Genomic DNA, 26,015 nt, shown 5'->3' on the forward strand with positions numbered 1-26,015 from the left:
GCCGCCATCTCCAGATGCTGGCTGTTGCGCATGATCTTGATCATCAGGTCCGTGCCGATATTGCCGGAGCCGATGATCGCGGCCTTGAGTTTTTCGGAAGCCATATGAATTCCTGTGTCAGGCGGAGAAAGTCGCGCGAACGCTGCCAAGGCCTTCGATCTGCGCTGTATAGATACCGGGTTCCTTCACGGCGACCATCGGGCCGAGCGCGCCCGTGAGCACCACGTCACCCGCACGCAGCGGCGTGCCGAGCCGGACCATGCGGTCCGCGAGCCAGACGGCGGCGTTGAGCGGATTGCCGAGGCACGCCGCGCCGTTGCCGCGCGAGAGCACTTCGCCGTCACGCGAGAGTTCCATCGCGCATGCCGTGAGGTCCACTTTCGAAAGCGGCACGGGGCGGCTGCCCACCACGAAGCGCGCACTCGACGCGTTGTCGGCCACCGTATCGACAAAACGGATGTCCCAGTTCTGGATGCGGCTGTCCACCACTTCGATGGCCGCGAGCGCATAGGCGCTGGCGCGCAGGATATCGACGAAGGTGTGCTTCTCATGCGTGAGGTCGCGCTCCAGCACCAGCGCGATTTCGGCTTCCACCTTCGGCTGGATCAGTTGCGGGAGCGGGATCGCTTCGGCGTCGCCATAGGCCATCGAAGCGAACAGCGCGCCGAAGTCGGGCTGATCGACGCCCAGTTGCTTTTGCACCGCGAGCGACGTGAGGCCGATCTTGCGGCCCACGATGCGCTCGCCATTCGCCACGCGCAGATCGACGTTGGCCTGTTGCACGGCGTATGCCGTGGCGATATCGTCCAAGGCGATCTCGCCGCGCACGGGCTCGATCACGTTGCGCGACGCTTCGGCTTCGCGCAGGCGGGCGGCCAGCGCCGCGACGAGTTTCGAATCTGACATGTTGATTCTCCGGAGTCCGTATTGTTCGATCAAGCCGCGGCGGGCGTGGCGTGCATGGTGGCGAAACCCGCGATCCACTCGGGAATTTCGCGGTAGTAGTCGAGCGTTGCGCGATACGGGCCATAAGCGGCCAGCACGCCGAACGCCGCCACCCACGTGCGGATCTCGTGCGCCGACTTGCCGCCGTCGCGCGTGATCGCGGCATTGGTCATGCCGTCCACCGAGGTCAGCTCGCCCGATTCGAGGCGCGCGAGAAACGCGCGGTCCCATTCGGGGTTGAGCGCATGCAGGTGGCTGTCGCCGGCCGTGAACGACTTCGCGGCGGCCACGGTGCGCGCCTGGCGCGCGGCGCGCGAGTCGGGCGTGGGATTGCGGCCCGCGATCAGGCGCTCGGCCACTTCGGGCGTCGCGCCGAGCAGTTCCGGCACCGGCGGTTCGTGCGAAATGCCGCCCGAGCCCACCACGAGCACGCGCTTGTCGCTGCGTGAAAAGAATCGGCCAATCGCGTCGCCGAGCAGGCGCGCGCGGCGCAGCGTCGCCATGGGCGGCGCCACCGAATTGATGAACACCGGAATCACCGGGTAGCGGTCAAGGCCGCCCGTGAGCACTTCGAGCGCCTGCGCGCAGCCGTGATCGACCTGCATGCGGTACGAGAGCGCCACGTCGATATCGGCGTCCATCACATTTTCAGCGAGCGTATGCGCGAGTGCTTCGGGCACTGGCAGCGTGCCCGCCATGCTCTTGAAGTCGCCGATCGCCTCCACGCGCGCGCCGATGCAGAACGGCGGCATCATGTCGTAGAAAAAGCCGTTGTAGTGATCGGGTGCGAACGCAACGATCACGTCGGGGTTGAAGGCTTCCACGCGCTCGCGCGCGGTGCGGCCCACGCGCTCGACTTCCGCCACCACATCGGGCAGCGGATCGAAATAGCCATGCAACGGCGTGTGCGACAGACATTCGAGGTGAATCGGCATGCTCATGCTCCTGCTGCGCGCGCGACAGCCACGCCGCGCACGGGACGGTTTTGCGGTGCGGCCGCATTCGCTTCGCGCAGCGCAAGTTCGGTGGCGTCGGTCACACCCAGCTTGCCCGCGAGTTCGACAATCGACTCCGATACCTGCTGCGGCGTGCACACGCCCGCAACGAAGCGGTCCGGACGCAGCAGCACGACGGACTCGGGCAGGCGGCTGAACCACTCTTTCAGGCGGCCCTGCACGTCGCCGAGCGCGAGCACGCCTTCGGGCACGTCGTCGGCATATTCGAGCTGCACATCGGGCTTCACGAAGACAAAGCGCGCCCCCAGGCGCTCCCACAGTGCGCGCGCCTGCGGCGTGAGGCCGAAGGTCGGGTCGGCACCCCAGGCGAGCACCGCGAAGCCATTGCCGATCGCATCGTCGAGGCGCACCACACGGCCATCGGCCAGACGCACGCGCGGCTGAATGAACATGCGGCCCACGGGCGAGGCGGCGAGCGGATCGCGGCCATACGCGAGGCGGCCGATCAGCGAATCGCGCTTCTGGCTCATCAGGCCAAGCAGGCGACCCGGCGCGGAGTTGCCCGAGCGCTCCAGCAGGCGCGCAAACCAGCCGCCCGTTTTTTGCGGCGGCGGCAGCAGCACGACGCCCGCTTCGTAACGCGGCATCGGCTTGAAGCGCATTTCCACGAAGTAACGCTTGACCGAAGGGAACACGTTCATCCAGCGCACGAACGTGTCGCGGAAACGCGCGCCGAATCGCGTGGTGGGCGCGAAAATGTCGCCTGCCACTTCCGAGAGGTGAATCATCGAGCGCGCGTGCGCACGGCGCTCCACCGTATAGGTGTCGAGCAGGCGGCCATCGGCGTGGCCCTTCGCGACCATCGCGAGCTTCCATCCCAGGTTGTTCGCGTCGCGAATGCCGCTGTTGTAGCCCTGGCCTTGCCACACGGGCATGATGTGCGCGGCGTCGCCCGCCAGCAGCACGCGGTCCACGCGGAACGTTTCGGCGAGTCGCGCGTTGTGCGTGTACACGCGCTTGCGGATGTAGTCGACCTTGTCCGGATCGGCCACCACCTTGCGGATCAGCGCGGCCATGTTCTCGGGCTTCGAGAGTTCTTCCTCGGTCTCGCCCGGCATCACCATGAATTCGAAACGGCGAATGCCGTGCGGCAGCGCAGCCGAAACATAAGGACGCTCGTGGTCGCAATGCATATAGATATGCGGCGAGCCGATCGGGTCGTTGCGCACGTCCACCACGATCCATTGATTCGGCTTCGTGCGGCCTTCGAAGGGCACGTTCAGCGCGCGTCGCACAAAGCTGTTGCCGCCGTCCGCGCCAACCATGTACGCTGCGCGAATCGTGCGGCGCTCGCCGTTCGCGTCGCTCACGTCGATCGTCACGCCCTGCGCGTCCTGCTCGAACGCATTGACGCTGTGGCCGAGCAGCACGTCCACGTGCTCGAAGCGATCAAGGCCTTGGTACAGCACACGGTCGGCCAGCGGCTGGAGGAAGGCGTTGCGGCGCGGCCAGCCGAATTCGTCGGTACGCGGCTCGATCGAGGCGAAGCAGTGACCGTCCTTCGTGACGAAGCGCATCCAGTGGTCGGGCGTGGTGTGCGGCAGCAGCACATCGGCCAGACCGATCGACTGGAACACGCGCAATGCTTCGTCATCCAGACCAATGGCGCGCGGGTAGTCAATGATCTGATCGAGCTTTTCGACGACCGTGACACGCACGCCTTGCAGGCCGAGAATATTGGCGATCATGAGGCCGACCGGACCCGCGCCAATGATGGCGATGTCGGTGGCGATGTGGCGGGGGCGGACGGAATCCGCCTCGTGGGCGAGGGGGGTGTTCATGTGTCTCCTTCTCGCGCGACTTATGCGGTCGCTGCGGATGCTGACAGGTGGTGCCTGAAAACGGATCATCCGGTTGGACGTTTTGTCACAGTCCGGTGAATGGAAGCGAGTCTAGGTTCCGCCCGATACGCGCTCAACATTTTTAGAGAAATGTGCATAGAATGCACACAGTTGATTTTTAAGGCATTTTCGATGACGAAGTATGCAAACGTGCGGGGGCTGGCGCGCGGTCTCCAGGTGCTCCAGGCGCTCAACGCCATGGAGAACGGGCGCGCGACGAGCCAGCAACTGAGCGAGGCGACGGGCCTGCACCGCACGACGGTGCGACGCCTGCTGGAAACCCTGGTGGAGGAAAGGTTCGTGCGCCGCAGCGCGTCAGACGACAGCTTTCGTCTGACGATGAACGTGCGCGGCCTGAGCGAAGGTTTCACCGACGACGAGCTGATCGCCACCATCGCGCCGCCGATCATGGCGCAAATGCTCCAGCGCACCGTGTGGCCTTCGGACCTCACGACGCCGGACGGCGACGCCATGGTGATTCGCGAGACCACACACCGCTTCAGCCCGCTGTCGTTTCACCGCGCGATGGTGGGGCGCCGCCTGCCGATGCTGCTCACATCGGCGGGCCGCGTGTACTTCGCGATGTGCCCGGAGGCGGAACGCGAGGACATCCTGGAGCTATTGCGTGCGGGCACTGGCGGCGAGCAGCAGCAAAAGCTCGCAGCGGACAAGGCCTTTATCCGCAATCTCGTGCGCCAAACGCGCGCGGACGGCTTCGGCTCGAACCACGGCGACTGGTCCGATCAACGCAAGATCGGTGCGCTCGCAACGGCCATCGAAGCGCACGGGCGCGTGCTCGCGAGCCTCAACGTGATCTATCTGGAGCAGGCCATCAATCCGGCGGAGGCCGTGCGGCGCTTTGTGCCCGAGTTGCAGCGCGCCGCGCAGGAGATGGTCGCGGCGCTCGAAGCGCAGGAGGAAAACACGAAGCGTTAAGCCTCGTTCTCGCGCACGAGTTCGAACAACGCTTCAAGCTCCGCGGTATGCGGCTCGTTGCGCGCCACCATCAGCAGGTCGATGGTGGGCGGCTCGCCTTCGAGCGGCCGCGTGCAGATCGCGCTGCTCGTGAGCGATGAGACATACGCGGGCAGCAGCGCATAGCCCAGCCCCATGCCTACCAGATTCAGATTGAGCAGAATATTGGTCGCGACCTGCGCGACCTTGCGCTCGATGCCGTGCGCTTCGCAGTACGCCTCCACTACGCTGTGCACCTGCCCCGAGAATTGCGGATGCGTGCTGATGAAAGGCTCGCCGCTCAACTGCGCCGCTGCGATGCGCTGTTGTCTGGCGAGCGGATGGCCGCTCGGCAGCACCACCACGAGCGGCTCGGTCAGCACGACCTCGCTGCGCAACGCCGGCGACACGACAGGACGCCGCATGAACGCCACGTCGATATCGCCGCGCAGCAGCGCCTCTTCCTGTTCCGCCGTGGGCAGGCTGCGCAGTTCCACGTTCACGTCGGGGTAGCGCAAGCGCAAGCGCGGCAGAATCACCGGGAAAACCCGGATCTCCGCGGCGGGCACGAAGCCGATCGTGACCGTCGCGCGTCCCTGCCCCACCTGGCGCGCACGCGCCACCGCGCGATCCGCCTGCGCCACCACGAGGCGCGCCTCGGCGAGAAACACCTTGCCCGCCTCGGTCAACTCCACCTTGCGGCGCGTGCGCTCGAAAAGCGGCGTGCCGACTTCGTCTTCCAGATTGCGGATCTGCTGGCTAAGCGAAGGTTGCGCCGTATGCAGGCGTTGAGCCGCGCGCGTGAAGCTCAGTTCGTCGGCGACGGCGATGAAATAGCGCAGGTGTCTCAGTTCCATGCTCGGAGTTATCGTTCGAAAGTCTTACTGGCTACAAACAAAATATTTCACAACGGTTTAGCGAGCGCCGATCATCCGTCTGCATTCCCGCCAAAAAAGCAATGCTGCCACGGAGGAGACTCGTATGTCCGCAACCATCGACATCGATGCACTCGTCGACGCGCAAAACGGCCGCGTCACGTCGTCGATATACACCGATCCCGACATTTACGCGCTCGAACTCGAGCGCATTTTCGGCCGCTGCTGGCTTTTTCTCGCCCACGTCAGTCAAATACCGAAAGCCGGCGACTTTTTCAATACCTACATGGGCGAAGACCCCATCGTCGTGGTGCGCCAGAAGGACGGCTCGATCAAGGCCTTCCTCAATCAGTGCCGCCACCGCTCGATGCGCGTGAGCCACGCCGACTGCGGCAACACGCGCGCCTTCACCTGCCCGTATCACGGCTGGTCGTATGGCGTGGACGGCGCGCTCATCGATGTGCCGCTCGAGTCGCGCGCCTATCCGCAGGGCCTGTGCAAGGAGAAATGGGGCTTGCAGGAAGTCACGCGCGTGGCGGTGTACAAAGGCCTCGTGTTCGGCAACTGGGACGCCGACGCGCCCGACCTCGAAACCTATATGGGTGACATCGCCTGGTATCTGGACGGCGTGCTCGACCGCCGCGAAGGCGGCACCGAGATCGTGGGCGGCGTGCACAAGTGGGTGATCGACTGCAACTGGAAATTCCCCGCCGAGCAGTTCGCGAGCGACCAGTATCACGCGCTTTTCACGCACGCTTCCGCAATCGAAGTGCTGGGCGCGAAGGAAGGCGCGGCCGACAAGGCGCTGGGCGCGGGCCAGACGGCGCGCCCCGTGTGGGAGACCGCGAAAGACGCGCTCCAATATGGCCAGGCGGGCCACGGCAGCGGCTTCTTCTTCACCGAGCAGCCCGACGCGAACGTATGGGTGGACGGCGAAGTCTCGCAGTATTTCCGCGACACCTATGCCGAAGCCGAAGCGCGCCTGGGCAAGGTGCGCGCGCTGCGTCTTGCGGGCCACAACAACATGTTCCCCACGCTTTCCTGGCTCAACGGCACGGCCACGCTGCGCGTGTGGCACCCGCGCGGCCCGAACCAGGTGGAAGTGTGGGCGTTCTGCATTGCCGACAAAGCCGCCTCCGACGAAGTGAAAGCCGCCTTCGAGCGCAGCGCGACGCGCGCGTTCGGCCCGGCAGGCTTCCTCGAACAGGACGACTCGGAAAACTGGGCCGAAGTGCAGAAGGTGCTGCGCGGCAGCCGCGCGCGCAAGACGAAGCTGTGCCTCGAAATGGGCCTTGGCAACGAGCGCGTGCGCAATGACGGCATTCCTGGCATGACGAACTATATTTTCTCGGAAACGGCGGCGCGCGGCATGTACCGCCGCTGGGCCGATCTGCTGGTTTCCGGAACGTGGGACGAAGTGAACGAGCGCACCGCGCGCTACGAAGCGGAGGTGCTCAAATGAGTGACGTCGCCGAACTGGATTTCGCGCCCGCACGCGTGGATTTCCAACTGCATCACGAGATTGAGCAATTCCTCTTCGAAGAAGCGGCGCTGCTCGACGAATGGCGCTTTCGCGCGTGGCTCGACGTGATGGCGAAGGACATTCGCTACACCATGCGCACGACGGTCAACGCGCAAACGCGCGACCGGCGGCGCGGCGTGCAGCCGCCCACCACGTGGATCTTCAACGACACGCATTTCCAGCTCGAACGCCGCGTGGCGCGCCTCGAAACCGGCATGGCCTGGGCGGAGGAGCCGCCCTCGCGCACGCGCCATCTCGTGACGAACCTGCGCGTGTTCACCACCGAAACGCCCGGTGAATACGAAGCGCGCGTGAACTACCTGCTCTACCGCTCGCAAAAGGAGCGCGACGAGACGATCTACGCGGGCCGCCGCATCGACCGTGTGCGCCGCGTGGAAGGCGCGCAAGGCTGGCAGGTGTGCTGCCGCGAGATCACGCTCGACCAGGCGGTGCTCACTTCCCATAACCTGAGTGTGCTTTTCTGATCATGGCCCGCATTTTTGTCTGCCAGGACGACGCATTGTCCGATGGCGAAGCGATCAAGGTGGACGGCCCGTCCGCCGCGATCGCCGTATTCAAGGTGAATGGCGAGCTTTTCGCGCTCAACGACCGCTGTTCGCATGGCAATGCTTCGATGTCCGAAGGGTATATCGAAGACGATGGCACCGTCGAGTGCCCGCTGCATGCCGCGCGCTTTTGCCTGAAAACAGGCACGGCGCTTTGTCAGCCCGCAACGGAACCGCTCAAGACGTTCCCCGTTGCGCTCGTTGACGGCGCAGTGTATGTCGACGTGCCGGAGGCTGCGTAATGGGCTGGCTGGATCATGAAGTGGCGTTGATCACGGGCGGCGGATCGGGGCTCGGACTCGCACTCGTCGAACGCTTTCTGGAAGAAGGCGCGCGCGTGGCCGTGCTCGAACGCTCGGCGGAAAAGGTCGCGGCTTTGCGCGAGCGCTTCGACTCACAACGCGTGATTGCCGTGCAGGGCGACGTCACCTCGTACGCCGACAACGAGCGCGCCGTGAGCGCCGCCGTCGAAACCTTCGGCAAGCTCGACACCTTCGTCGGCAACGCGGCGATCTGGGATCACGCGTCGGGCCTCGTCGATCTCTCGCCCGAGCAACTCGACAGCGGTTACGAGGAGCTTTTCTCGATCAACGTGAAAGGCTATCTGTTCGGCGCGAAAGCCGCGGCGCGCGCGCTCATCGCGAGCGAAGGCAGCATGATCTTCACGCTCTCGAACTCGTCGTTCTACCCCGGCGGCGGCGGGCCCTTGTACACCGCGAGCAAGCATGCGGCCGTGGGCATCATCCGCCAGCTTGCCTATGAGCTTGCGCCCAAGGTGCGCGTGAACGGCGTTGGGCCGTGCGGCATGGCGAGCGATTTGCGCGGCCCCGCCTCGCTCGGCCAGCAGGACCTGCGCATCATGGACTCGCGTTCGCCCGAAGCGATCGCGAGCATCCTGCCGCTGCAATTCTTCCCGCAGGCCGCCGACTTCACGGGCCCTTATGTCATGCTCGCCTCGCGTGCGAACAATCGCGTGCTGAGCGGCGTGATGATCAACGCGGACGCGGGCCTGGGCATTCGCGGCATTCGTCACGCGGCGGGCGGACTGCATCTGTAACGGAAAATACAACATGAACGCCTCGACCATCGTCATCGTCGGTGCCGGCCAGGCGGGTGCGCTCGCCGCCGCCGAACTGCGCCAGCAAGGCTACGCGGGCCGCGTCGTATTGATCGGCGAGGAAGCGCACGCGCCTTACGAGCGGCCGCCGCTCTCGAAAGACGTACTGCTTCAGCCACAAACGGCGCGCTGTGCCATTCACGGCGAGACCTTCTACACCGAGCGGAACATCGCGCTGAGGCTCGGCGCGGCCGTGACCGCGCTCGACGCGCAGGCGCGCACCGTCACGCTCGATAGCGGCGAGTCGATCGCCTTCGACAGCTTGCTGCTCGCCACAGGCGCGCGCGTGCGCCGCCTGCCGGTGCTCGACGCGCTCGGCGGCCTCGGAGAAAGCGTGCACACGCTGCGCACGCTCGACGACGCCCAACGCCTCGTGCCCGTGCTGCAACCCGGCAAGCGTGTGCTGCTGGTGGGCGCGGGCGTGATCGGCCTCGAACTCGCCTCGAGCGCGGTCGAACTCGGCGCGCAGGTCGCGGTGATCGAGCAGGCCCCACGCGCGATGGCGCGCTGCGCGCCGCCCGTGCTGACCGAAGCGCTGTGCGACCTGCACCGTGCGCGCGGCGTGGCGCTGCATCTGAGCTCGCCGCTCGCGGCGGCGGCGCGTGAGAACGGCGAGATCGTGCTGACGCTCGAAGACGGCACGCGCGTTGCGGGCGATGCGGTGATCTACGGCATAGGCGTCGTCCCGGAGACCGCGCTCGCCGAGGCGGCAGGCCTGCGCGTGGACAACGGCATCGTGATCGACGCGCAGTGCCACACCTCGTGCGCGCACATCTACGCCGCCGGCGACGCCGCCAGCCAGTGGGACGAAGCGAGCGGCCGCCACCAGCGCCGCGAAACATGGGAGAACGCGAACCGCCAGGCGCAAACCGCCGCGCGCGCGATGCTGGGCCTCGCGCCCGAAGCGGAGCAAGCGCACGAAGCGGACTGGTTCTGGACCGATCAATGCGGCCTCAACATCCAGTTCGCGGGCGATATGGCCGCGCCGGAGTGGCTCGCGCGCGGTTCGCTGGCCGCGCCGCCTTGCGTGTTGTTCGGCCTCGATGGCGAAGGCGCGCTGGTTGGCGCGATCACCGTGAACCAGGGCCGCGACATGCGCAGCGCCAAGGCATTGATCGTCAAACGCGCGCGCATTGCCCGCGAAACGCTCGCCGATCCCGCGCAGAACCTGCGCAATCTGGCGCGCGAATTCGCCTAGGGGTTCGCAGGCAAGCGCCCTCGAAAACACGGTGTTTCATCCGAATCGAGAAAAGCACTTGCAAGCACGCGCGGGTGTCTCTATAATTCGCCGCTCAACAGGCTCGTAGCTCAGTTGGTTAGAGCACCACCTTGACATGGTGGGGGTCGTTGGTTCGAATCCAATCGAGCCTACCAACGAACATGCAGTAAAGAAGTTGTACCTTGCAGCATCTTGTGAATGACGCATTCCCTCGCGGGTCTGCGTCATTTTGTTTTGGTGCGCGCTAATGACACGCACTACTATCCATAGCGCGCAACCACGCGCATAGCTTCGCAGAAATCGTCGGTTCTTCTCACGCGGCAAGCCTGCTTGAATGGACGCTCCACGTCCAGCCGAGGAGACTTTCGATGTCCGACGTTCAAACGCCACGCCCCGCCGTTTCCGTTCCGTCCGCGCCACACACCGAAACCACGCTCGACCTTCATCGCGTCGCGGGCCACATTGGCGCGCGCATCGACGGCGTGCGTCTTCACGCCGATCTCGATCCGGCAACATTCGACGCCATCAACGCCGCCTTGCTGCGCCACAAAGTGCTCTTTTTCCGCGGCCAGCAGCATCTCGACGACGCCGCGCAGGAAGCCTTCGCGCGCCGCTTTGGCGTGACGGTCGCGCATCCCACGGTGCCCTCGGTGGAAGGCGGCAGTCTGCTCGAACTCGATTCGCTGCATGGCGCACGCGCCAATTCGTGGCACACCGACGTCACCTTCGTCGACGCCTACCCGAAAGTTTCGATCCTGCGCGCCGTGGTGATTCCGCCATTCGGCGGCGATACGGTATGGGCGAACACGGCCGCAGCCTACGCGCAATTGCCCGAACCGCTGCGCGCGCTGGCCGACACGCTCTGGGCGTTGCACACCAACGCCTACGACTACGCCGCCAGGCACGCAAACGCCGACAGCGCGCAACTCAAGCGCTATCGCGAAGTCTTCACGTCGAAGGTCTACGAGACCGAGCATCCCGTGGTGCGCGTGCATCCGGAAACGGGGGAGCGCACGCTCGTGCTCGGCCACTTCGTTCAGCGTATCAAAGGGCTTTCCGTGACCGACTCGGCGCACCTGCTACAGGTCTTCCACGAGTACGTGACGCGGCTCGAACACACGGTGCGCTGGAACTGGCAGGAGGGCGACGTGGCGATCTGGGACAACCGCGCCACCCAGCACTATGCGATCAACGATTACGGCGACGCGCGCCGTATCGTGCGGCGCGCAACCGTGCGCGGCGAAGTGCCGGTGAGCATCGACGGCCGTGAAAGCGTGGTCGTGCGCGAAGAAGGCGGGACCCTGCAATAAGGGAAAGCGCGTCAGCGGCCCGGCGCGAATGCGTCGCCGTCGATCGGCAGTTCGCGCTGCGCCAGCAGATCGGCCAGCAGTTGCGCACTGCCGAGCGCGAGCGTGAAGCCCAGCGCGCCGTGACCCGTGTTGAGCCACAGGTTGTGAAAGTGCGTCGCACCGATCAGCGGCTTGCTGTCCGGCGTGGCGGGCCGCATGCCGGTCCACGTCTGGATGGCGTCGTAGTCACCCGCGGCGGGAAACGTTTCGCGCGCCTGACGCGTGAGCAGCGCGATGCGCGCGGTGTCGGCGCCTGGGTTCATACCCGTGAGATCGACCATGCCCGCAATGCGCAGGCGCTCGCCGAGCGGCGCATAGACGACCTTGTGATGCGCGTCCGTCACGGAAACACGCGGCGCGCCCTGCGCGTTTGCCTGGGGCAGCGTGAGGCTGTAGCCCTTGAGCGGATACACGGGCACGCTCACGCCGAGCGAGGCGAGCATCGGCTGACTCTGGAAGCCGAGGCACACGACGAACGCGTCGGCCTCGATGTCGCCCTGCGAGGTTTGCGCGGCCAGCACGCGCAAGCCCTTCGTACGCAGTCCTGAGAACTCCGTGGCGAGTTGCAGGGCCACGCCGTCGCGCTGCGCCGCGTGCGCGAGGCCGCGCGTGAACCGGTCGCAATCGGCGGCCTCTTCGCCCGGCGTGTGAATGCCGCCCGCAATCTCGCCGCCGATATGCGCGAGCGCAGGTTCGAGCGCGACGCACGCCGCGCCGTCGAGCGCATGCTGCACGCAGCCCAGTTGCGCCTGATACCCGGCCTGGCGGCGCGCGCCCTCGAAACCGTCCCGGTCGCGATACACCACGAGCTTGCCGTTGCGCACGTAGTCGAACGCCAGCGATTCACGCTCGACCACCTCATGCATGAGGCGCTGGCTCAGAAAGCCAAGGCCGAGCAATTCCGACGTGGTCGCCTGGCTGCGCGCACGCGTGCAGGCGCGCAGGAAGGCGGCGCACCAGCGCCATTGGTGCGGATCGAACCGCGGCACGAAGCGCAACGCGGCGTCGCGCGAGAGCAGCCATTGCGGCAGCTTCGGCAGCACGGACGGGTCGGCCAGCGGCGCGACATAGCTATAGCTGAGCTGGCCGCCGTTGGCGTGACTCGTTTCGCGCGCCACGTCCGCATGGCGCTCCACGAGCGTCACCTCATGCCCATCACGGGCGAGCGCGTACGCCGTGCTCACGCCGATCACCCCACCGCCCAACACGCAAACTCGCATAGTCCGTTCTTCTCTTTCGCTTGCGGCCGAACCCTCACGGCCCACGCCACCAGTCTCGCCCGGAACCCTACGGAACTCAATTGCGATTTGCGCGCGGGGTATAACCTCAGGTTAAAGGGGCCACGCGCAAAAAAGGGGCGCTGCCTCTCGGCACGCCCCTTTCGGCTTACCCCTTTCGCCTCGCGCCGCGAACGTTGCCTGCGCAACGGCTTGCGCGCGCGGCGCGCTCAGGCCAGCGCTGCCGCACCCCCGTGCCCCGCCAGCGCCGGCGCTTCGGCCGCCGCCGAGCGCGCGGCGCGATGATGCGCGCCCGCCCCGCCGCCCAGATTGAACACCGCCACGGCTTCGCGCAGCGCGTCGGCCTGTGCTTCGAGCGACTGCGCGGCCGCCGCCGCTTCCTCCACGAGCGCCGCGTTGCGCTGCGTGACCTCGTCGATCTGCGCAATCGCGCGGTTCACCTGCTCGATGCCGTCGCTCTGCTCGTGCGTCGCGGTCTCGATCTCGTTCATGATCGCGCTCACGCGCGCCACCGCGCCGCGCGCCTCGTCCATCGTGCGGCGGGCGTCGTCCACGAGGCGCGCGCCCGCGCCCACCGTCGCCACCGAAGCGGCGATCAACTCCTTGATCTCCTTGGCCGCCGTGCCCGAGCGCTGCGCGAGGCTGCGCACTTCGCTTGCCACCACCGCGAACCCGCGCCCCTGCTCGCCCGCGCGCGCCGCTTCCACGGCTGCATTGAGCGCGAGGATGTTGGTCTGGAACGCAATGCCCTCGATGATCCCGGTGATCTCCTCCACCTTGTGCGAAGAAGCCGAGATGTCGTTCATCGTCGCGTTCACGCGTGCCACTACATCGGCGCCGCGCGTGACCGTGTCGAGCGCGCCCTGGGCGAGCCCGCTCGCCTCTTTCGCGCCCGCCGTGTTGTGGCGCACCGCCGCCGAAAGCTCCTCCAGGCTCGCCGCCGTTTGTTCGAGCGCCGCGGCCTGCTGCGACGTGCGATCGGAGAGATCGACGTTGCCCGAGGCGATCTGCTTCGCGCCCTGGGTGATTTCGTGGGTGCTGCCGCGCACGCGCGAAACGGTGCCAACAAGGCCATCGCGCATGGTCTGTAGCGCGCTGAGCAACCGGCCCATTTCGTTGTTCGAGCGCACCTTCACCTCCACGGTCAGGTCGCCCGCCGCGATGCGCTCGAAATGGCGGATCGCATGATTCACCGGCTTGACCACGGCGGCGGCGAGCGCCGCGCGCGCGACCACGCCGATCGCCACGCCCACCACGGCGATCACGCCGAACACGATGAGCGAAAGGCGAAAGCGCTCGGCGGCGGTGTCGGCGTCGTGCTGCTGGCGCGCGACCTGCCAGTTCTCCAGCGCTTCGATCGCCTTCGCGTAGGCGCCGTAATAGCGGTCGGCGGTCTCGCCCTGGATCGTGCGGAAGGTGTTGAAGTCGTTGTCGACCAGCGCCTTGTACTCGGGTTCGAGCGCCTGTTCGACGAGCGCCTGGCGCGCGCCGCTCACGGCCTGGGCGAGGTGCGCCTCGTCGGCGCTTTCGAACGGGCCGGCGCTGTAGAGCGCGAACTCCTTGTTCGAATTGACGAGCACCTGGTGCGCCTTTTCGAGCAGGCCATCGGTCGCCTTGCCGACGCTAAAGAGCGTTTCATAGCCGCCAAGCGCCAGGCGCACCTGGAGCAGGCGCTCGGAACTGGTCTTGAGCGCATCGAGCGACTGCGCGCCGCGCTGGGTGTCGTGGAGGCTGTCGTTGGTGATCTTGAGCGCGCCGTAAGACACGCCGATCACGATCAGCAGGAATGCGACGAAGATACCGATAACGAGCGTAAGCCCACCGCGAATGGTGATGTTTCCAGGCATGAGGTCTCCGTTGCGTTTTTTGTGTTCCAACCGATGCGGTTTGGTGCATCCGGGCGCACGCTCGCATCTCGTTTCGGCTATCGGCATGCGGCGCGCGGCGCTGCATAGGGGAAATCCATGATGCGCGCAGGGCTACGCGGCCTTGAGCGCGGCTCGGCGGAAAAATGCCGGGAAGCCTTGCCGCGCAAAGGTTTGCGGGGTTGCCGGGCGATCGGGCGCGGCCTCGCGCGCTCCACCGGAAGCGTTCTGTCAGACTGGCGAGCGATTCGTGCTATCGTTTTGCCTTAGCCGATTGGTTATTTTGTTTAACTAGTTGATTCAGGCCGCTACGCAGCCGGCCGCGGGCGTGACGCCACCGGGCTCCCTCCGGCCCGCCGCGTTTTCGTCCCTTCCTCTCCGCTCGATCATGTCCGACCTTTCCACGCCGCTCGCGCGCGCGCCGCGCCGTCTCGACTCCATCAATCCGAAGCCGCTCGGCATCGCGCTTCTGCTCGTCGCGCTCGGCGCCGTGTATCTCGCGCAGACCGTGAGCGCGCGCCAGGCGGCGCTCTACGTGGTCGGCGCGCTGCTCGGCATGACGCTTTATCACGCCGCGTTCGGCTTCACTTCGGCATGGCGCGTGTTCATCGCCGATGGCCGCGGCGCCGGCCTGCGCGCGCAAATGGTCATGCTCGCCATTGGCGTGCTGCTGTTCTTCCCCGCGCTCTCGGCGGGTTCGCTGTTCGGCCACCCGGTCACGGGCCTCGTTTCGCCGGCGGGCACCTCGGTCATCGTCGGCGCGTTCATGTTCGGCGTGGGCATGCAACTGGGCGGCGGCTGCGCCTCGGGCACGCTCTATACGGTAGGCGGCGGCAGCACGCGCATGGTCATCACGCTCATCGCCTTTATCGTCGGCTCCGTGGTCGCTACCGCGCACATGCCGTTCTGGACGTCGATGCCGCAGCTCAAGCCGCTTTCGCTCGTCAATGCGCTCGGCGTCGCGCCCGCCATCGCGCTGAATCTCGTGGTGTTCGCGCTCATCGCCGCGCTCACCGTGGTCATCGAAAAGCGCCGCCACGGCCACCTCGTCAACGAGCCGCAGCGCGCGCCGCACACCTCGCCGTGGCTGCACGGCCCGTGGCCGCTGCTCGCCGGCGCCGTGGCGCTCGCGGTGCTCAACTTCGCGACGCTCGCACTCTCGGGCCGCCCCTGGGGCGTGACTTCGGCGTTCGCGCTGTGGGGCGCGAAGGGCTTTGCCTCGCTCGGCATCGACGTGGCGAACTGGAAGTACTGGACGGCCGGCCCCAATGCCGCCGCGCTCGCCGCCCCGGCGAGCCACGACGTCACGACCGTCATGGACATCGGCATCGTGCTCGGCGCCATGGCCGCCGCCTCGCTCGCGGGCCGCTACGCGCCCGTGTGGCGCATTCCGCTGCGCTCGCTGCTCGCGGCCGTGATCGGCGGGCTGCTGCTCGGCTACGGCGCTCGCCTCGCGTATGGCTGCAATATCGGCGCGTATTTCAGCGGCATCGTTTCGGGCAGCCTGCACGGCTGGCTGTGGCTCGTGTGCGCGTTCGCCGGCAATGTGCTCGGCACGAAGCTGCGCCCGCTGTTCGGGCTCGAAGTCGAGCGCGTGAAGAACACGGGCTGCTGAGCCGCTGCTCACTGCGGCCGCACGCAGAAATGACGAAGGGCAAGGCATTGCGCCTTGCCCTTTTTCCATGGTCCGGCGCTATTTTTGCCGGAGCGGACTGCCCGCCTAGATGCTCAGGCGCGAAACCTTGGTGCCCGCCAGCGAGACATCGGCCATGAGACCCGCGTTGGTGAGCACGAAGGCTTCCACCGGGTGCGTGGCCGTATTGGTGTCGATCACGCCGTTGGCGCCCACGGTCACGAGCGCGACCGAAGCATCGGCGCCCGCCGCCCAACCGTCCGTCGCGCGGAATTTGTCGAGTGCATCCTGCGTCATGAAAGCGAAGATGAGCGCCTTCGACTGCGCGCCCGCCTGGAGGCCGAACGAGCCCGAGACGGTGCTGTAATAGCCCACGCTCGCGCCGCCCACACGCAGCGCGCCTTCGCCATACTGCGCACCGACGATAAAGCCGGCTTGCAGCACTTCCGGGAACACCAGGACGCCGCGCGACTTCGCGAGGAGTTCGTGAGAGCCCTTCACGGTCGAGAAGAGCCGCGACAGCGTGCCGTCGACGGACGCGTCGATCGACTGCCGCTTGGACATGTTGGTCGCCGCCGTCGAATTCGAACCCGTGGTCGTCGTACAGCCCGCGAGCGCGAGACCGCCCGAAGCGAGCGTCACCGCCGCCGTTAGCATGAAGTTGCGTCGTTGCATTTGGTTATCTCCACACGAATGAGAGTGCGGGGTAGTCGCAGCAAACCACATGCCCGACCCCGCCGCGCCCAGTTGACACAGATCGGCTTCAGGCGACACCAACGTCGCCTTGACCTGATTGTGCCCGAATTATGCGTGGAGCGTATGACGGAGGACTCCGTCAGCAAATCCCGACCATGCCAACGGCAATGCTCAAGGCGTGGCGGCCTTCCACGACGGGTCGGGATCGAACGTCTTGATCGCCGCCGCCGTTTGCGCGCCCTTTGGCCCGAGATTCTTCTGATAAATCTGACCGTCCTGATTGACGATAAAGCTCATCACCCCGGTCTTGCCGTATTCCGCCGGCCAGGCCACGAGCGCGAAGCCGCCGCTCAGCACGCCGTTGTCGAGGTAGTTGCGCGCGCCACCGCTCGCGTGCGGCCCCTGCGCCGTGAGAATGCGGAAGTGATAACCGTGATAGCCCTCCTTCAGCGCGACCTGTGCGTTATGCGGCATGGCTTCCGCAAGCGGACCCAGCGGACTTTGGGTTTCGCCTTCCGCGACCGGCCAGTAGAGGCCGTCGTGCGTGCCCGGCGTGCTCACGAAGCGCAGCGCATAGTGCTGCGTGAGCTTGCGATAGTCGTTCTGCGCGTCGACATAGGCGAGCGATGTGAGCATGGCCGCGCGTTCGTTGCGTCCGATGCGGCGCGTGAGGATTTCGCTCGCGCCTACGCGCGGATCGAATTGCCAGCCCTTGCCCGACTCCACGATGGGGATGGGCATCGTCCAGCCGCTGTCGCCCACTTCGATATGCGCACTGGCCTTGCCCGCCACGGGCTTGTCGTCGGGCACGACGCGATGGCCCTTGGCCCAGGCGCCGAGATAATCGTAGATATCTTCCTGACCGATGTTCTGCGTCGGGATGAACTGCTGGAAATTGCTGCCGAGCACGTGCTTCATGGCGTCGTGATCGTTGGTCGCGAGCGCGTCGGTGAACGCGCTCGCGGCGGCGTCGGGCGTGGCGTACACGGCCTGCGCGTGCGCGGCGCCCGCCACCGACCATTGCGCCGGCAACAGCGTGGGCGCGCCAAAGAGCGCGAGTGCCGCGCCAAACGCAAGCGCGTGAGCATGCGGGAGGCGGCGTGCGTGAATGCGGATCATCGTTAGACTCCTCATGTAATTCAACGTTACCGGCGACCGAAGTGACGTCCGCCGCCACCGCCTCCACCGCCTCCAAACCCGCCACCACCGCCGCCGCCGCCGCCGAAGTTCCCGTGCGGCGCTTGAGCCATGCCGCCGCCGCCGCGGCTCTGGAACGCTTCGCGGCTTTGCTGGCCGCGCTGCTGGTCGAGCCGCGCGTTCGCGCCGTCGCCCGCGCCGCGCAAGGCGTTGTCGCGATTCGCGCTCTGGGCGCGGTTGTTGAGGTCGTTCGCGCGGTTCGCGTTCTGGCCGCCGTTTTGGGTGCGGTTATTGAGCTCGTTGCCACGGTTGGCGTTTTGCGCACCGTTCTGGCCGCGGTTGTTCAACTCGTTGCCGCGATTGCCGTTCAACCCGTTGGCGCCATTCGCGCCGGTACGGTTGCCGCCTTGCTGGATGTCGTGCAGCCGCTGGTTGGCGTTGCCGCTCACGTTCTGGCCAGTGCGGTTCTCCAGCGTCTGCATGGCCTGCGTGCGCGACTGGTCGTAGCCGCGATACTGGTTGCGCTGGCCATTCGCGTTCGCGTTGTTGAAGTTCTGGCGGCGCTCGACGTTGGCGTTGCGATTCCAGTTCGACGTGGCGTTGTTCGTGTTGATGCGGTTGTTGACGTTGATGTTGTTGTAGCGATTGACGTTGACATTCACGTCATGGTTGTTCCAGTTGAAGCCGCCCCACAGCGAGTTCGCCACCGCGATGCCCGCGCCGAACGCGAGCCCGCCCACGAAGCCCGATGCAATGGCGTACCCCGGAGGAGGCGGCATGTACACGGGCGGATAGGCTGGATACGGCCACGCGCCATACACCACCGTGGGGTTGTACGTGGGCACATAGACCACCTGCGGATTCGCAGGCTCGATCACGATGGTCTGCGTGGTCGACGTGCCCGAGGCCGGCTGCACCACGACCTTCTGCTGCTCGTTGGACTTGAGGTTGCCCGCATTTTGCGCCTGCACGCGCAAGCGCTGCACCGAGTCCATCACGTCGTTGGGCTGCGCGAGAAATGCATTGCCGATCTGCTGCACCCAGTCGGGCTTCGTCGCCATCGTGGCCAGCACCTGCGGGAACGCCACGAGCGACTGCACGCTCGGGTCCCACGGCTCGGAAGCCACCGCCTTCACCGCGTCGTCGCCCTTCACGTTCGGATTGGCCTTCGACCACTGCGCGGCGGCCTGCACGTCCTGCGGGAACGTGGTGGCCATGAGCACCTGCGCGAGCAGTGCGTCGGGATAAAGCGCGATGGGCGCGGTGAGCGAGTCGAGTTGCTGGTTCGAAAGATGGGCCGCGTTCTGCGCGAGCGCGGCAGTGGGGCCAAGCGGTCCCACGAAAAGCGGTGCGCCCGCAAGCGTCGCGCACACGAGCCAGGCAAGGCGCTGGCTTACCCCGGTTGATTTCACTTGACTGTCCTCCCGGTTACGGAACGTTGGTGCCGATTTGTGTAGCGATCGAACATTCGCAAACAACCCTGCACGCAAACTCCCGCGAACGAAACGATCTCGAATAACGCTACGACGTGCTTCAGGAAAATAAAGGGCCACGACTGGCAGTGTCAATGGAAGATATGTTTCAAGACAATGGTTACGCGATGTGCATCAATGACAGTGAAAAGTACGGTCAACGTAACAATCTCGCGGGCATGAATCATTCGGTCCGGGAGTGCGATTGCGACTCGTTTGCACTCAAATGCACGCGTACGAAACCCACGTGTTCGCGCAGCACGTAAAACGCATCGGCATACGCGAGCGGCATGCGCAACGTGTTGAGCGAACGCTCGATCTCGTCGAGCTCCGCCACCAGCGCGCGGCGTTCCTCTTCGTTCGTATGCTTGAGCGCGTCGCGCTCGATGGCGATGAGCGCTCCATAGTAGCGATAGATGCGCGAGCGCACGCGCCACCGGTACATCGCCGGTATCGCGCGCAAGGCGGGAATCACGAGCACCGCAAGCGGCAGGAGCAGCACGAGGAGGCGGTCGGTCACGCTGGCAAGCCAGAAAGGCAGCGCGCGATACAGAAAGCTCTTGCCCGACTTGTAGTAGCGCGTGGCGTCCTCGCTGATGCGAAAGTCGTGCACCGCCGGGCTCGGAAATTCGCCCTCGCGCTGCATCAGGCCGGGCACGCCGTTCACCTCGCTAGCCGCTTCGATGAGCAGATCGGAAAGCGCGGGATGGAGCGTGTCGCGCGCCACCAGTTCCACGGTCGGACCAATCAGGTGCACCGTTTCGCGCGGCTGCCGCCGGCGTAAATCGAGCACGCCCGGCGGCAGGTCGATGTTCTCCAGATACGGAAAGAGCCGCGTATAGGCCGCCGCTTCGTCAAAGCTCATGACCGAGATGCCGGGTATGTCGAGCAGGCGCAGCATCAAGCCGCGCGTCGTGGAGTCGCCGCTGAGCATGGCGGCTTCGACTCGGCCGGAAACGAGCGCGGTGGCGGCGTCCATGCCGTCGAGCGGCAGGAAGGTGGAGTCACCGCCGGGGTCGATGCCGTTCGCCGAGAGCAGCTTGAGCGCGAGTTCGCGCGTGCCGCTGCCCACGCGGCCGATGGCGATGCGCCTGCCGTCGAGTTCGGAGAGCCGCGTGAGGCCCGAGCCGCGATAGAACACGACGATGGGCAAATACGACACGCTGCCGAGCGACATGAGCGAGCGCGTGTCCTGGCCGTCGGCCACGCCGCCCTGCACGAAGGCGAGATCGACGTGCTCCTTCGGATCGAGGAGGCGCGCGAGGTTTTGCACCGAGCCGTCCGATTCGAGAATCTTGAGCTTCACGCCGTTGCGCGCGAGGATGGTGCGGTAGGCCTGCGCCATCTGCATGAAGGAGCTGTCGGCGGGGCCCGCGCTGATGGTGAGGCTGCGCGGCGGCGCGGGATCGACGAGCCAGATGACGAGCCCCATCACGACGGCGCAGAACAACGCAACGGGCAACGTGGTCAGCGCGATGTCGCGCCAGGAAAGATGCGCGTGGTCACGCAGAAAGTTAGGCGGCGGCGGTCGATGTCTTCTCATGAGAACCCGGCGGCACTGCGTCAGACTCCTGGAGATCTCATCATGCCATTTTCGCGACAGATCTGATCGCTGGCGTTTCCCCTGCCGCCGCCCCCGTGCACGCAGGGCTGATGAAAGCCGCGTGTCAGCCCGCCGCCCTGGTGAGCGCGAACAACTCGGCGCGCAGCGCCTTCGCGCGGTCGCGCTTCATGTGCTGCTCGAACTCGGCCTGCGCGTCGAGCCACAGCGCATGCGCCTTCTCATAGCGGCGCAGGCCGGCCGCCGAAAGCCGGTAAACCAGCGTGCGCGTGTCGTGCTCGGCCGCCGCCGTGAGCACGAGGCCGTCGCGCTGCAAGGGCTTCAACGCGCGCACGAGCGTGGTGCGGTCCATCACGAGGTCTTCGGAAAGTTCGGCGGCCGTGGCGTCGGGCCGCCCCGCGAGGCGCGAGAGGATCGTGAACTGCGCAGCCGTGACGTCCGCCTGCGAGAGGTGACGCTCGTAAAGCTGCGTGACGAAGCGCGCCGCCTGCCGCAGCGCAAAACAGTTGCATTCCTCGCGCGTCACCCGCTTCGTCATCGTCATGGTCCTCACCTGATCCGCGCCACGCAGCGCGCAGTCATCATACTTTCTCGAGCGCGAGCGCGATACCCTGGCCGCCGCCGATGCAAAGCGTGACCACCCCGCGACGCAGCCCGTCGCGCTGCATCGACCACGCGAGGCGCGTGGTGAGAATCGCGCCCGTCGCGCCGATCGGATGACCGTGTGCGATCGCGCCGCCTTCCACGTTCACGATGTCCTCGGGTATGCCGAGCTGCTTGATCACCGCGAGCGGCACCGCCGCGAAGGCCTCGTTGATCTCGAAGCGATCGACGTCGCCGAGCGACCAGCCCGCGCGCCGCAGCGCGAGCTGCACGGCGGGCACCGGGCCGAGGCCGAAGAGACCCGGCTCCACCGCCGCCACGCCCCACGCCACGAGCCTCACCATGGGCGCCAGGCCTTCGGCTTCGGCAAAGCCGCGCTCGGCCACGAGCATCGCGCTCGCCGCGCTGTTCAGGCCCGGCGCGTTGCCCGCCGTGATCGTGCCGTCCGGGCGAAACGCGGGACGCAGCTTCGCGAGCGTTTCCAGCGTCGTGTCGGGGCGCGGCGCTTCGTCGGTATCGATACGCTCCATGCCCTTCTTGCCCTTCACTTCCACCGCGACGATCTCTTCCTTGAAGCGGCCCGCTGCCTGCGCGGCAGCGAAGCGCTGTTGCGAGCGCGCCGCCCAGGCGTCCTGCTGCGCGCGCGTGAGCGCCGACTGCGTGACGAGGTCTTCGGTATGCCAGCCCGAATGCTGGTCCGAGAACGCGTCGACGAGACCATCGCGCAGCATGCTGTCGTGAATCTCGGCATTGCCCATGCGATAACCCCAGCGGCCGCCGTCCAGCAGATACGGCGCACGGTCCATGTTCTCCATGCCGCCCGCCAGCGCGACGTCGGCGAGACCCAGCATCACTTCCTGCGCGGCGCTCGCAATGGCCTGCGCGCCCGAGCCGCACACGCGATTGACCGTGAGCGCGGGCACCGTGACGGGCACGCCGCCGTTTAGCTCGGCCTGGCGCGCGGGATTCATCTTGTTGCCCGCCTGAATCACGTTGCCGAGGACCACCGAACCGAGCCGCGCGGGATCGAGCTTCGCGCGCGCGAGCGTTTCGCGCACCGCCGCCGCGCCCAGCTCCACAGCGGACACGCCCTTGAATGCGCCGTTGAAACCGCCAATTGCCGTTCGCACCGGCTGGCACAGAACGATCTCGCGTGAATTCAGCTTACTCATCGTCACTTCTCCTTTCGTGTGCGCCCTTTCACCATCATTCTATGTATGCATATGCACACTTTCAAACGATTTTGTGGAAGATGCGCTCGCGTGTGCTGGCACGATTGATGTCGTGTCAGCGCACGCGGGGTGGGTGAACCCATCACTTACGGCGCAGGCGGGAAATCCAGCGTCGTATCGTTGATGCGGTTCACGAGATTCGTGAACGTGATCGAGGTCACCGCCAGCGCGATTTCAACGATCTGGCGCTCCGTATAACCGGCTTCGCGAATCGCGCTCACGTCCGCTTCCGGCAGCGTGCCGTGCGTGGTGACGAGCACGCGCACGAAATGCACCAGCGCGTCGCGCTTCGCGTCGCCGCTCGGTTCGCCCGCGCGAACCGCCTTCATCGTTTCGGGCGCGAGACCCGCGAACTTGCCCGCCAGCGTGTGCGCGGCGAGACAGTAGTCACAACCCGCCACTTCGCTCACCGCGAGCTTGATCGTTTCGATTTCGGGCTTCGACAGCGTACCGGCGGCAATCACGCCTTCGACGGCGAGCAGCGCGCCAAGCGCCTCGGGGCTATGCGTGCCGATGGTCGCGTAGGCGTTGGGCACCTTGCCCACGGCCTTGCGGATCTTTGCAAAGATGTCGGCGGCGGCGCCGGTGGCGGCTTCGGGCTTGATGGCGGAAAGACGGGACATGTTCGACTCCTTGAACGTTGCGTAGTCGCGAGCTGGGTTGGGGTATCGCGTAGCCATCGTCGATGGCATGAAGCCAGTCTAGTCGCCCACGGTTGCGTTTTTAATGCCAGAATGGCGCGACTTCATGCTCAAACGTCTCACCCGCCCATCATGGATCTGCTGAGCCGCCTTCTCGCGCTGATGCCCGTTGCGGGCCGTCTCGACGTGCGCTGCCATTTCGGCGCGCCCTGGCGCATCGACGAGCCCGGCGCGAAGGAGCGCGAGATCCGCTATCACGTGCTGATTGCGGGGCGCGCCATCGTCGAGGACGCGCACGGCGCGCCCGTCGCCCTGCACGCGGGCGACATCGTGCTGTTTCCCACGGGCAGCGCCCACGTGCTCCACGACGGCAGCGGCGCGGCGCCCGCGGCGGTCGAAACGCGCATGGAGCACGGTGTCGCCATCGAAACGAATGGCGGCACGGGCGCGAGCGCCGACGTGCTGTGTGGCCGCTTCCTGCTGCCCGCCGTGCCGCAGCGCCTGCTGCGCGAGAATCTGCCCGCGCGGCTCGTCGTGCACAGCGCGCGCGAAGGCACGCAAGCGCCCGAGCGTCTCGTGCGCCTGATTGCGCTCCTGCGCGACGAAGCCTACGAGGCCGCGCCGGGCAGCGAATCGCTCGTGAACCATCTTTCCGGCGCGCTTTTCGGGCTCACGCTGCGCTATGCGAGCGCCGGCGACGCCCCGCCGCGCGGCCTGCTCGCGCTCGCCCAGCGCCCGCGCCTGCAACCGGCCATCGACGCCATGTTCGATGCGCCCGGCAAACCGTGGACGCTGCCCGAGCTGGCGGAGCTTTGCCACATGTCGCGCGCGACCTTCGCCCGGCACTTCGACGAGGCCATCGGACGCTCGGCCGCCGACGTGCTCACCGATATCCGCATGACGCTCGCGGGCCGCATGCTCGCGCAGGGCAACCAGAGCGTGGCGGAGATCGGCGAATTCGTGGGCTATCAGTCGGACGCGGCGTTCCAGCGCGGCTTCAAGCGCCACGTGGGCATGACGCCCGCGCAGTGGCGCGCGCTCGCACGCGAGGCCGTATCCGGCGCGTGAGCCCGCGGACGTCGTTGCAAGCAGCGTTGCAGGCATGTCGCTCAGCCGCCGTGCGCGGGCGCGTCCTGCGCCAGCACCACATCGCCACTCTGGCTCCAGCCGCCGCCCAGCGACCGGTAGAGCGCGACCGCCGCGAGCGCGCGCTCGCGCTGCGCGTCGTTGAGCAGGTCCTGATCGGCGAGCAGGGTTTGCTGCGCGCTGAGCACGTCGAGGAAGTCGGCGGCGCCGCCCTTGTAAAGCTGGTTGGCGAGCTTGAGCGATTGCGCCGACGAAGACAGCGCATCGTTCAGTTGCTCGGTTTGCCCCGCCGTGCTCACGAGATCGCTGCGGCTGTCCTCCACTTCGCGCAAGGCTTGCAGCATGGTCTGTTGCAGATTCAACTGCGATTCGCGCATGCGGCTCTCGCTCTGGTCGATGTCGGCCGTAATGCGCCCCGCGTTGAAGATCGGACTCGTCGCGCCGATCGCCGCGCTGAAGAGATTGTCGGTCAGCGTGGGCATGCCGAGATAAGACGCCGCGAGAATGCCGTCCGTCAAGTTGAGCGTGAACTTCGGATAGCGCTCGGCGCGCGCCACGCCCACTTCCGCCGCGCGCTGCTGCACCGTGGCGTAAGCCGCCTGCACGTCGGGGCGGCGCAATAACGCCTCGGAAGGCAGCATCTGCGGCACGCTCGCGGGCACGCCCTGAATGGGCGCGCTTTGCGCCAGCGCCAGTTGCGCCACCGACTCCGGCGTGCGCCCCGTGTACACCGCGATCAGGTTCAATTGATGGTCGATGCTCGACTGTGCGCGCGGAATGCGCGCCTGCAACTCGCTGAGCTGCGTTTGCGCGCGCGCGACGTCCAGTTGCGTCGAAAGGCCGTATTTCAGGCGGTCTTGCGTGAGCCGCAGCGTGTGCTTGCGAATCTCCAGGTTGTCCTGAAGGATTTTCAACTCGGCCTGCGCATAGCGCAGATCGACGTACGCCGAAGCCGTGTTCGCCGCAAGCGCGAGGCGCACTGCGTCGAGCGCGTGCTTCTGGCCCACGAGGTTTGCCTGCGCGGCGAGCAGGTCGAGACGTTCCCCGCCGAACACGTCGGGCGACCAGCTCAGCGCGAGTCCCGCGCCCGCCTGCTTCACGTAGCCGAGCGGCGGCGGCGTATTTTGCCGCGTGTAAGCGCCGTGCGCCGTGAAATCGAGTTGCGGCAGCAACGCGGCGTGCTTTTGCGTGGTGATCGATTGCGCCTGCTTCACGCGCTCGGCGGCGGCCTGCAAGTCGAGATTGCCTTCGAGCACCGTGGCGAGCAGCGCGTCGAGTGTGGGATCGCCGAACTGCGCCCACCAGGCGCGTGCTTCGATCGCGTCTTGCGGGGCGTCGATGCGCCACGCCACGGGCGCCGTTTCGTGGACGGAGCCAGGCAAATCAGGGTGCTGCGCGGGCTGCACCGCGCAGGCGGCGAGCACGGCGGCGCAGAGCATTGAGAGCG

General features: G+C 66.5%; 23 protein-coding genes, 1 tRNA gene and 1 pseudogene. 10 read left to right on the forward strand and 15 right to left on the reverse strand.

Annotated features, from left to right (window positions below):
• The 4 genes and pseudogenes from C7401_RS42000 to C7401_RS42015 form a co-directional block, all read right to left on the reverse strand.
• Positions 1-104: pseudogene (locus tag C7401_RS42000) on the reverse strand (acetaldehyde dehydrogenase); the annotation flags it as partial.
• 13 nt (positions 105-117) lie between these two features.
• Positions 118-906, reverse strand: coding sequence for a 2-keto-4-pentenoate hydratase (gene mhpD / locus C7401_RS42005; protein WP_112177959.1), 789 nt, complete (start codon positions 904-906; stop codon positions 118-120).
• A 29-nt stretch (positions 907-935) separates the two neighbouring features.
• Entirely contained in the window at positions 936-1,880 is a 945-nt protein-coding gene (locus C7401_RS42010; protein WP_112177960.1) for a 3-carboxyethylcatechol 2,3-dioxygenase, read from the reverse strand.
• 2 nt (positions 1,881-1,882) lie between these two features.
• Positions 1,883-3,742 (reverse strand): bifunctional 3-(3-hydroxy-phenyl)propionate/3-hydroxycinnamic acid hydroxylase, encoded by a 1,860-nt coding sequence (locus tag C7401_RS42015; RefSeq protein ID WP_112177961.1) that lies wholly within the window; start codon positions 3,740-3,742, stop codon positions 1,883-1,885.
• A 192-nt stretch (positions 3,743-3,934) separates the two neighbouring features.
• Here C7401_RS42015 and C7401_RS42020 point away from each other — a divergent pair, with 192 nt between their 5' ends.
• Complete coding sequence (locus tag C7401_RS42020; RefSeq protein ID WP_112177962.1) at positions 3,935-4,738, forward strand: DNA-binding transcriptional regulator; 804 nt, start codon at positions 3,935-3,937, stop codon at positions 4,736-4,738.
• Here C7401_RS42020 and hcaR read toward each other — a convergent pair.
• A complete protein-coding gene (hcaR, locus tag C7401_RS42025) occupies positions 4,735-5,613 on the reverse strand; it encodes a DNA-binding transcriptional regulator HcaR (RefSeq protein WP_112177963.1) in 879 nt (292 codons plus the stop codon). The two genes, C7401_RS42020 and hcaR, sit on opposite strands and share 4 nt — an antisense overlap.
• A 124-nt stretch (positions 5,614-5,737) precedes the next feature.
• Between hcaR and hcaE the strand changes: the two genes are divergently transcribed.
• The 7 genes from hcaE to C7401_RS42060 all read left to right on the forward strand — a co-directional run bounded on the left by hcaE (position 5,738) and on the right by C7401_RS42060 (position 11,365).
• Complete coding sequence (gene hcaE / locus C7401_RS42030) at positions 5,738-7,093, forward strand: 3-phenylpropionate/cinnamic acid dioxygenase subunit alpha (RefSeq protein ID WP_112177964.1); 1,356 nt, start codon at positions 5,738-5,740, stop codon at positions 7,091-7,093.
• Positions 7,090-7,638 carry a 3-phenylpropionate/cinnamic acid dioxygenase subunit beta gene (gene hcaF / locus C7401_RS42035; RefSeq protein WP_112177965.1) on the forward strand — a complete coding sequence of 183 codons (549 nt, stop codon included), beginning with the start codon at positions 7,090-7,092 and terminating at the stop codon, positions 7,636-7,638. Before hcaE ends, hcaF begins: the two co-directional genes overlap by 4 nt.
• Before the next feature lie 2 nt (positions 7,639-7,640).
• On the forward strand, positions 7,641-7,961 hold the full coding sequence (gene hcaC / locus C7401_RS42040) for a 3-phenylpropionate/cinnamic acid dioxygenase ferredoxin subunit (RefSeq protein WP_112177966.1): 321 nt from the start codon (positions 7,641-7,643) through the stop codon (positions 7,959-7,961).
• A complete protein-coding gene (hcaB, locus tag C7401_RS42045) occupies positions 7,961-8,776 on the forward strand; it encodes a 3-phenylpropionate-dihydrodiol/cinnamic acid-dihydrodiol dehydrogenase (protein WP_112177967.1) in 816 nt (271 codons plus the stop codon). The genes hcaC and hcaB overlap by 1 nt, the downstream gene beginning before the upstream one ends.
• A 13-nt stretch (positions 8,777-8,789) precedes the next feature.
• A complete protein-coding gene (gene hcaD, locus C7401_RS42050; protein WP_112177968.1) occupies positions 8,790-10,034 on the forward strand; it encodes a 3-phenylpropionate/cinnamic acid dioxygenase ferredoxin--NAD(+) reductase subunit in 1,245 nt (414 codons plus the stop codon).
• Between the two features lie 99 nt (positions 10,035-10,133).
• Positions 10,134-10,210 (forward strand) — tRNA-Val (locus tag C7401_RS42055).
• A 213-nt stretch (positions 10,211-10,423) separates the two neighbouring features.
• Positions 10,424-11,365: a TauD/TfdA dioxygenase family protein gene (locus C7401_RS42060; protein WP_112177969.1), complete on the forward strand. Its 942-nt coding sequence runs from the start codon at positions 10,424-10,426 to the stop codon at positions 11,363-11,365.
• 11 nt (positions 11,366-11,376) lie between these two features.
• On the opposite strand, the gene C7401_RS42065 is transcribed toward C7401_RS42060, so the two are convergent.
• Entirely contained in the window at positions 11,377-12,669 is a 1,293-nt protein-coding gene (locus C7401_RS42065) for a D-amino acid dehydrogenase (RefSeq protein WP_373864494.1), read from the reverse strand.
• 182 nt (positions 12,670-12,851) lie between these two features.
• Positions 12,852-14,489 carry a methyl-accepting chemotaxis protein gene (locus C7401_RS42070; RefSeq protein WP_112177971.1) on the reverse strand — a complete coding sequence of 546 codons (1,638 nt, stop codon included), beginning with the start codon at positions 14,487-14,489 and terminating at the stop codon, positions 12,852-12,854.
• Between the two features lie 406 nt (positions 14,490-14,895).
• Here C7401_RS42070 and C7401_RS42075 point away from each other — a divergent pair, with 406 nt between their 5' ends.
• Entirely contained in the window at positions 14,896-16,122 is a 1,227-nt protein-coding gene (locus C7401_RS42075) for a YeeE/YedE family protein (RefSeq protein ID WP_112177972.1), read from the forward strand.
• A 105-nt stretch (positions 16,123-16,227) separates the two neighbouring features.
• Here C7401_RS42075 and C7401_RS42080 read toward each other — a convergent pair whose 3' ends face one another.
• The 7 genes from C7401_RS42080 to C7401_RS42110 all read right to left on the reverse strand — a co-directional run bounded on the left by C7401_RS42080 (position 16,228) and on the right by C7401_RS42110 (position 23,464).
• Positions 16,228-16,815, reverse strand: coding sequence for a BPSL1445 family SYLF domain-containing lipoprotein (locus tag C7401_RS42080; RefSeq protein ID WP_112177973.1), 588 nt, complete (start codon positions 16,813-16,815; stop codon positions 16,228-16,230).
• A gap of 192 nt (positions 16,816-17,007) precedes the next feature.
• Positions 17,008-17,955, reverse strand: a complete 948-nt coding sequence (locus C7401_RS42085; protein WP_112177974.1) for a DUF2950 domain-containing protein — start codon at positions 17,953-17,955, stop codon at positions 17,008-17,010.
• 26 nt (positions 17,956-17,981) lie between these two features.
• Positions 17,982-19,385, reverse strand: a complete 1,404-nt coding sequence (locus C7401_RS42090; RefSeq protein ID WP_112177975.1) for a DUF3300 domain-containing protein — start codon at positions 19,383-19,385, stop codon at positions 17,982-17,984.
• A 244-nt stretch (positions 19,386-19,629) separates the two neighbouring features.
• On the reverse strand, positions 19,630-20,988 hold the full coding sequence (locus C7401_RS42095; RefSeq protein ID WP_112177976.1) for a TAXI family TRAP transporter solute-binding subunit: 1,359 nt from the start codon (positions 20,986-20,988) through the stop codon (positions 19,630-19,632).
• 124 nt (positions 20,989-21,112) lie between these two features.
• On the reverse strand, positions 21,113-21,544 hold the full coding sequence (locus C7401_RS42100; protein ID WP_112178002.1) for a MarR family winged helix-turn-helix transcriptional regulator: 432 nt from the start codon (positions 21,542-21,544) through the stop codon (positions 21,113-21,115).
• A gap of 43 nt (positions 21,545-21,587) precedes the next feature.
• Positions 21,588-22,781 carry a thiolase family protein gene (locus tag C7401_RS42105; RefSeq protein ID WP_373864495.1) on the reverse strand — a complete coding sequence of 398 codons (1,194 nt, stop codon included), beginning with the start codon at positions 22,779-22,781 and terminating at the stop codon, positions 21,588-21,590.
• Positions 22,782-22,927: 146 nt separating this feature from the next.
• Positions 22,928-23,464: a carboxymuconolactone decarboxylase family protein gene (locus C7401_RS42110; RefSeq protein WP_112177977.1), complete on the reverse strand. Its 537-nt coding sequence runs from the start codon at positions 23,462-23,464 to the stop codon at positions 22,928-22,930.
• A 150-nt stretch (positions 23,465-23,614) separates the two neighbouring features.
• Between C7401_RS42110 and C7401_RS42115 the strand changes: the two genes are divergently transcribed.
• The gene (locus C7401_RS42115; protein ID WP_112177978.1) at positions 23,615-24,550 is read left to right on the forward strand and encodes an AraC family transcriptional regulator; all 936 of its coding nucleotides are present in this window, start codon (positions 23,615-23,617) and stop codon (positions 24,548-24,550) included.
• 41 nt (positions 24,551-24,591) lie between these two features.
• Here the strand turns inward: C7401_RS42115 and C7401_RS42120 are convergent, their stop codons facing one another.
• Positions 24,592-26,007: an efflux transporter outer membrane subunit gene (locus C7401_RS42120; RefSeq protein ID WP_373864496.1), complete on the reverse strand. Its 1,416-nt coding sequence runs from the start codon at positions 26,005-26,007 to the stop codon at positions 24,592-24,594.
• Positions 26,008-26,015: the final 8 nt, after the last annotated feature.

Source organism: Paraburkholderia unamae (genome assembly GCF_003268775.1).
In the GTDB taxonomy this organism is placed as follows: domain Bacteria; phylum Pseudomonadota; class Gammaproteobacteria; order Burkholderiales; family Burkholderiaceae; genus Paraburkholderia; species Paraburkholderia unamae.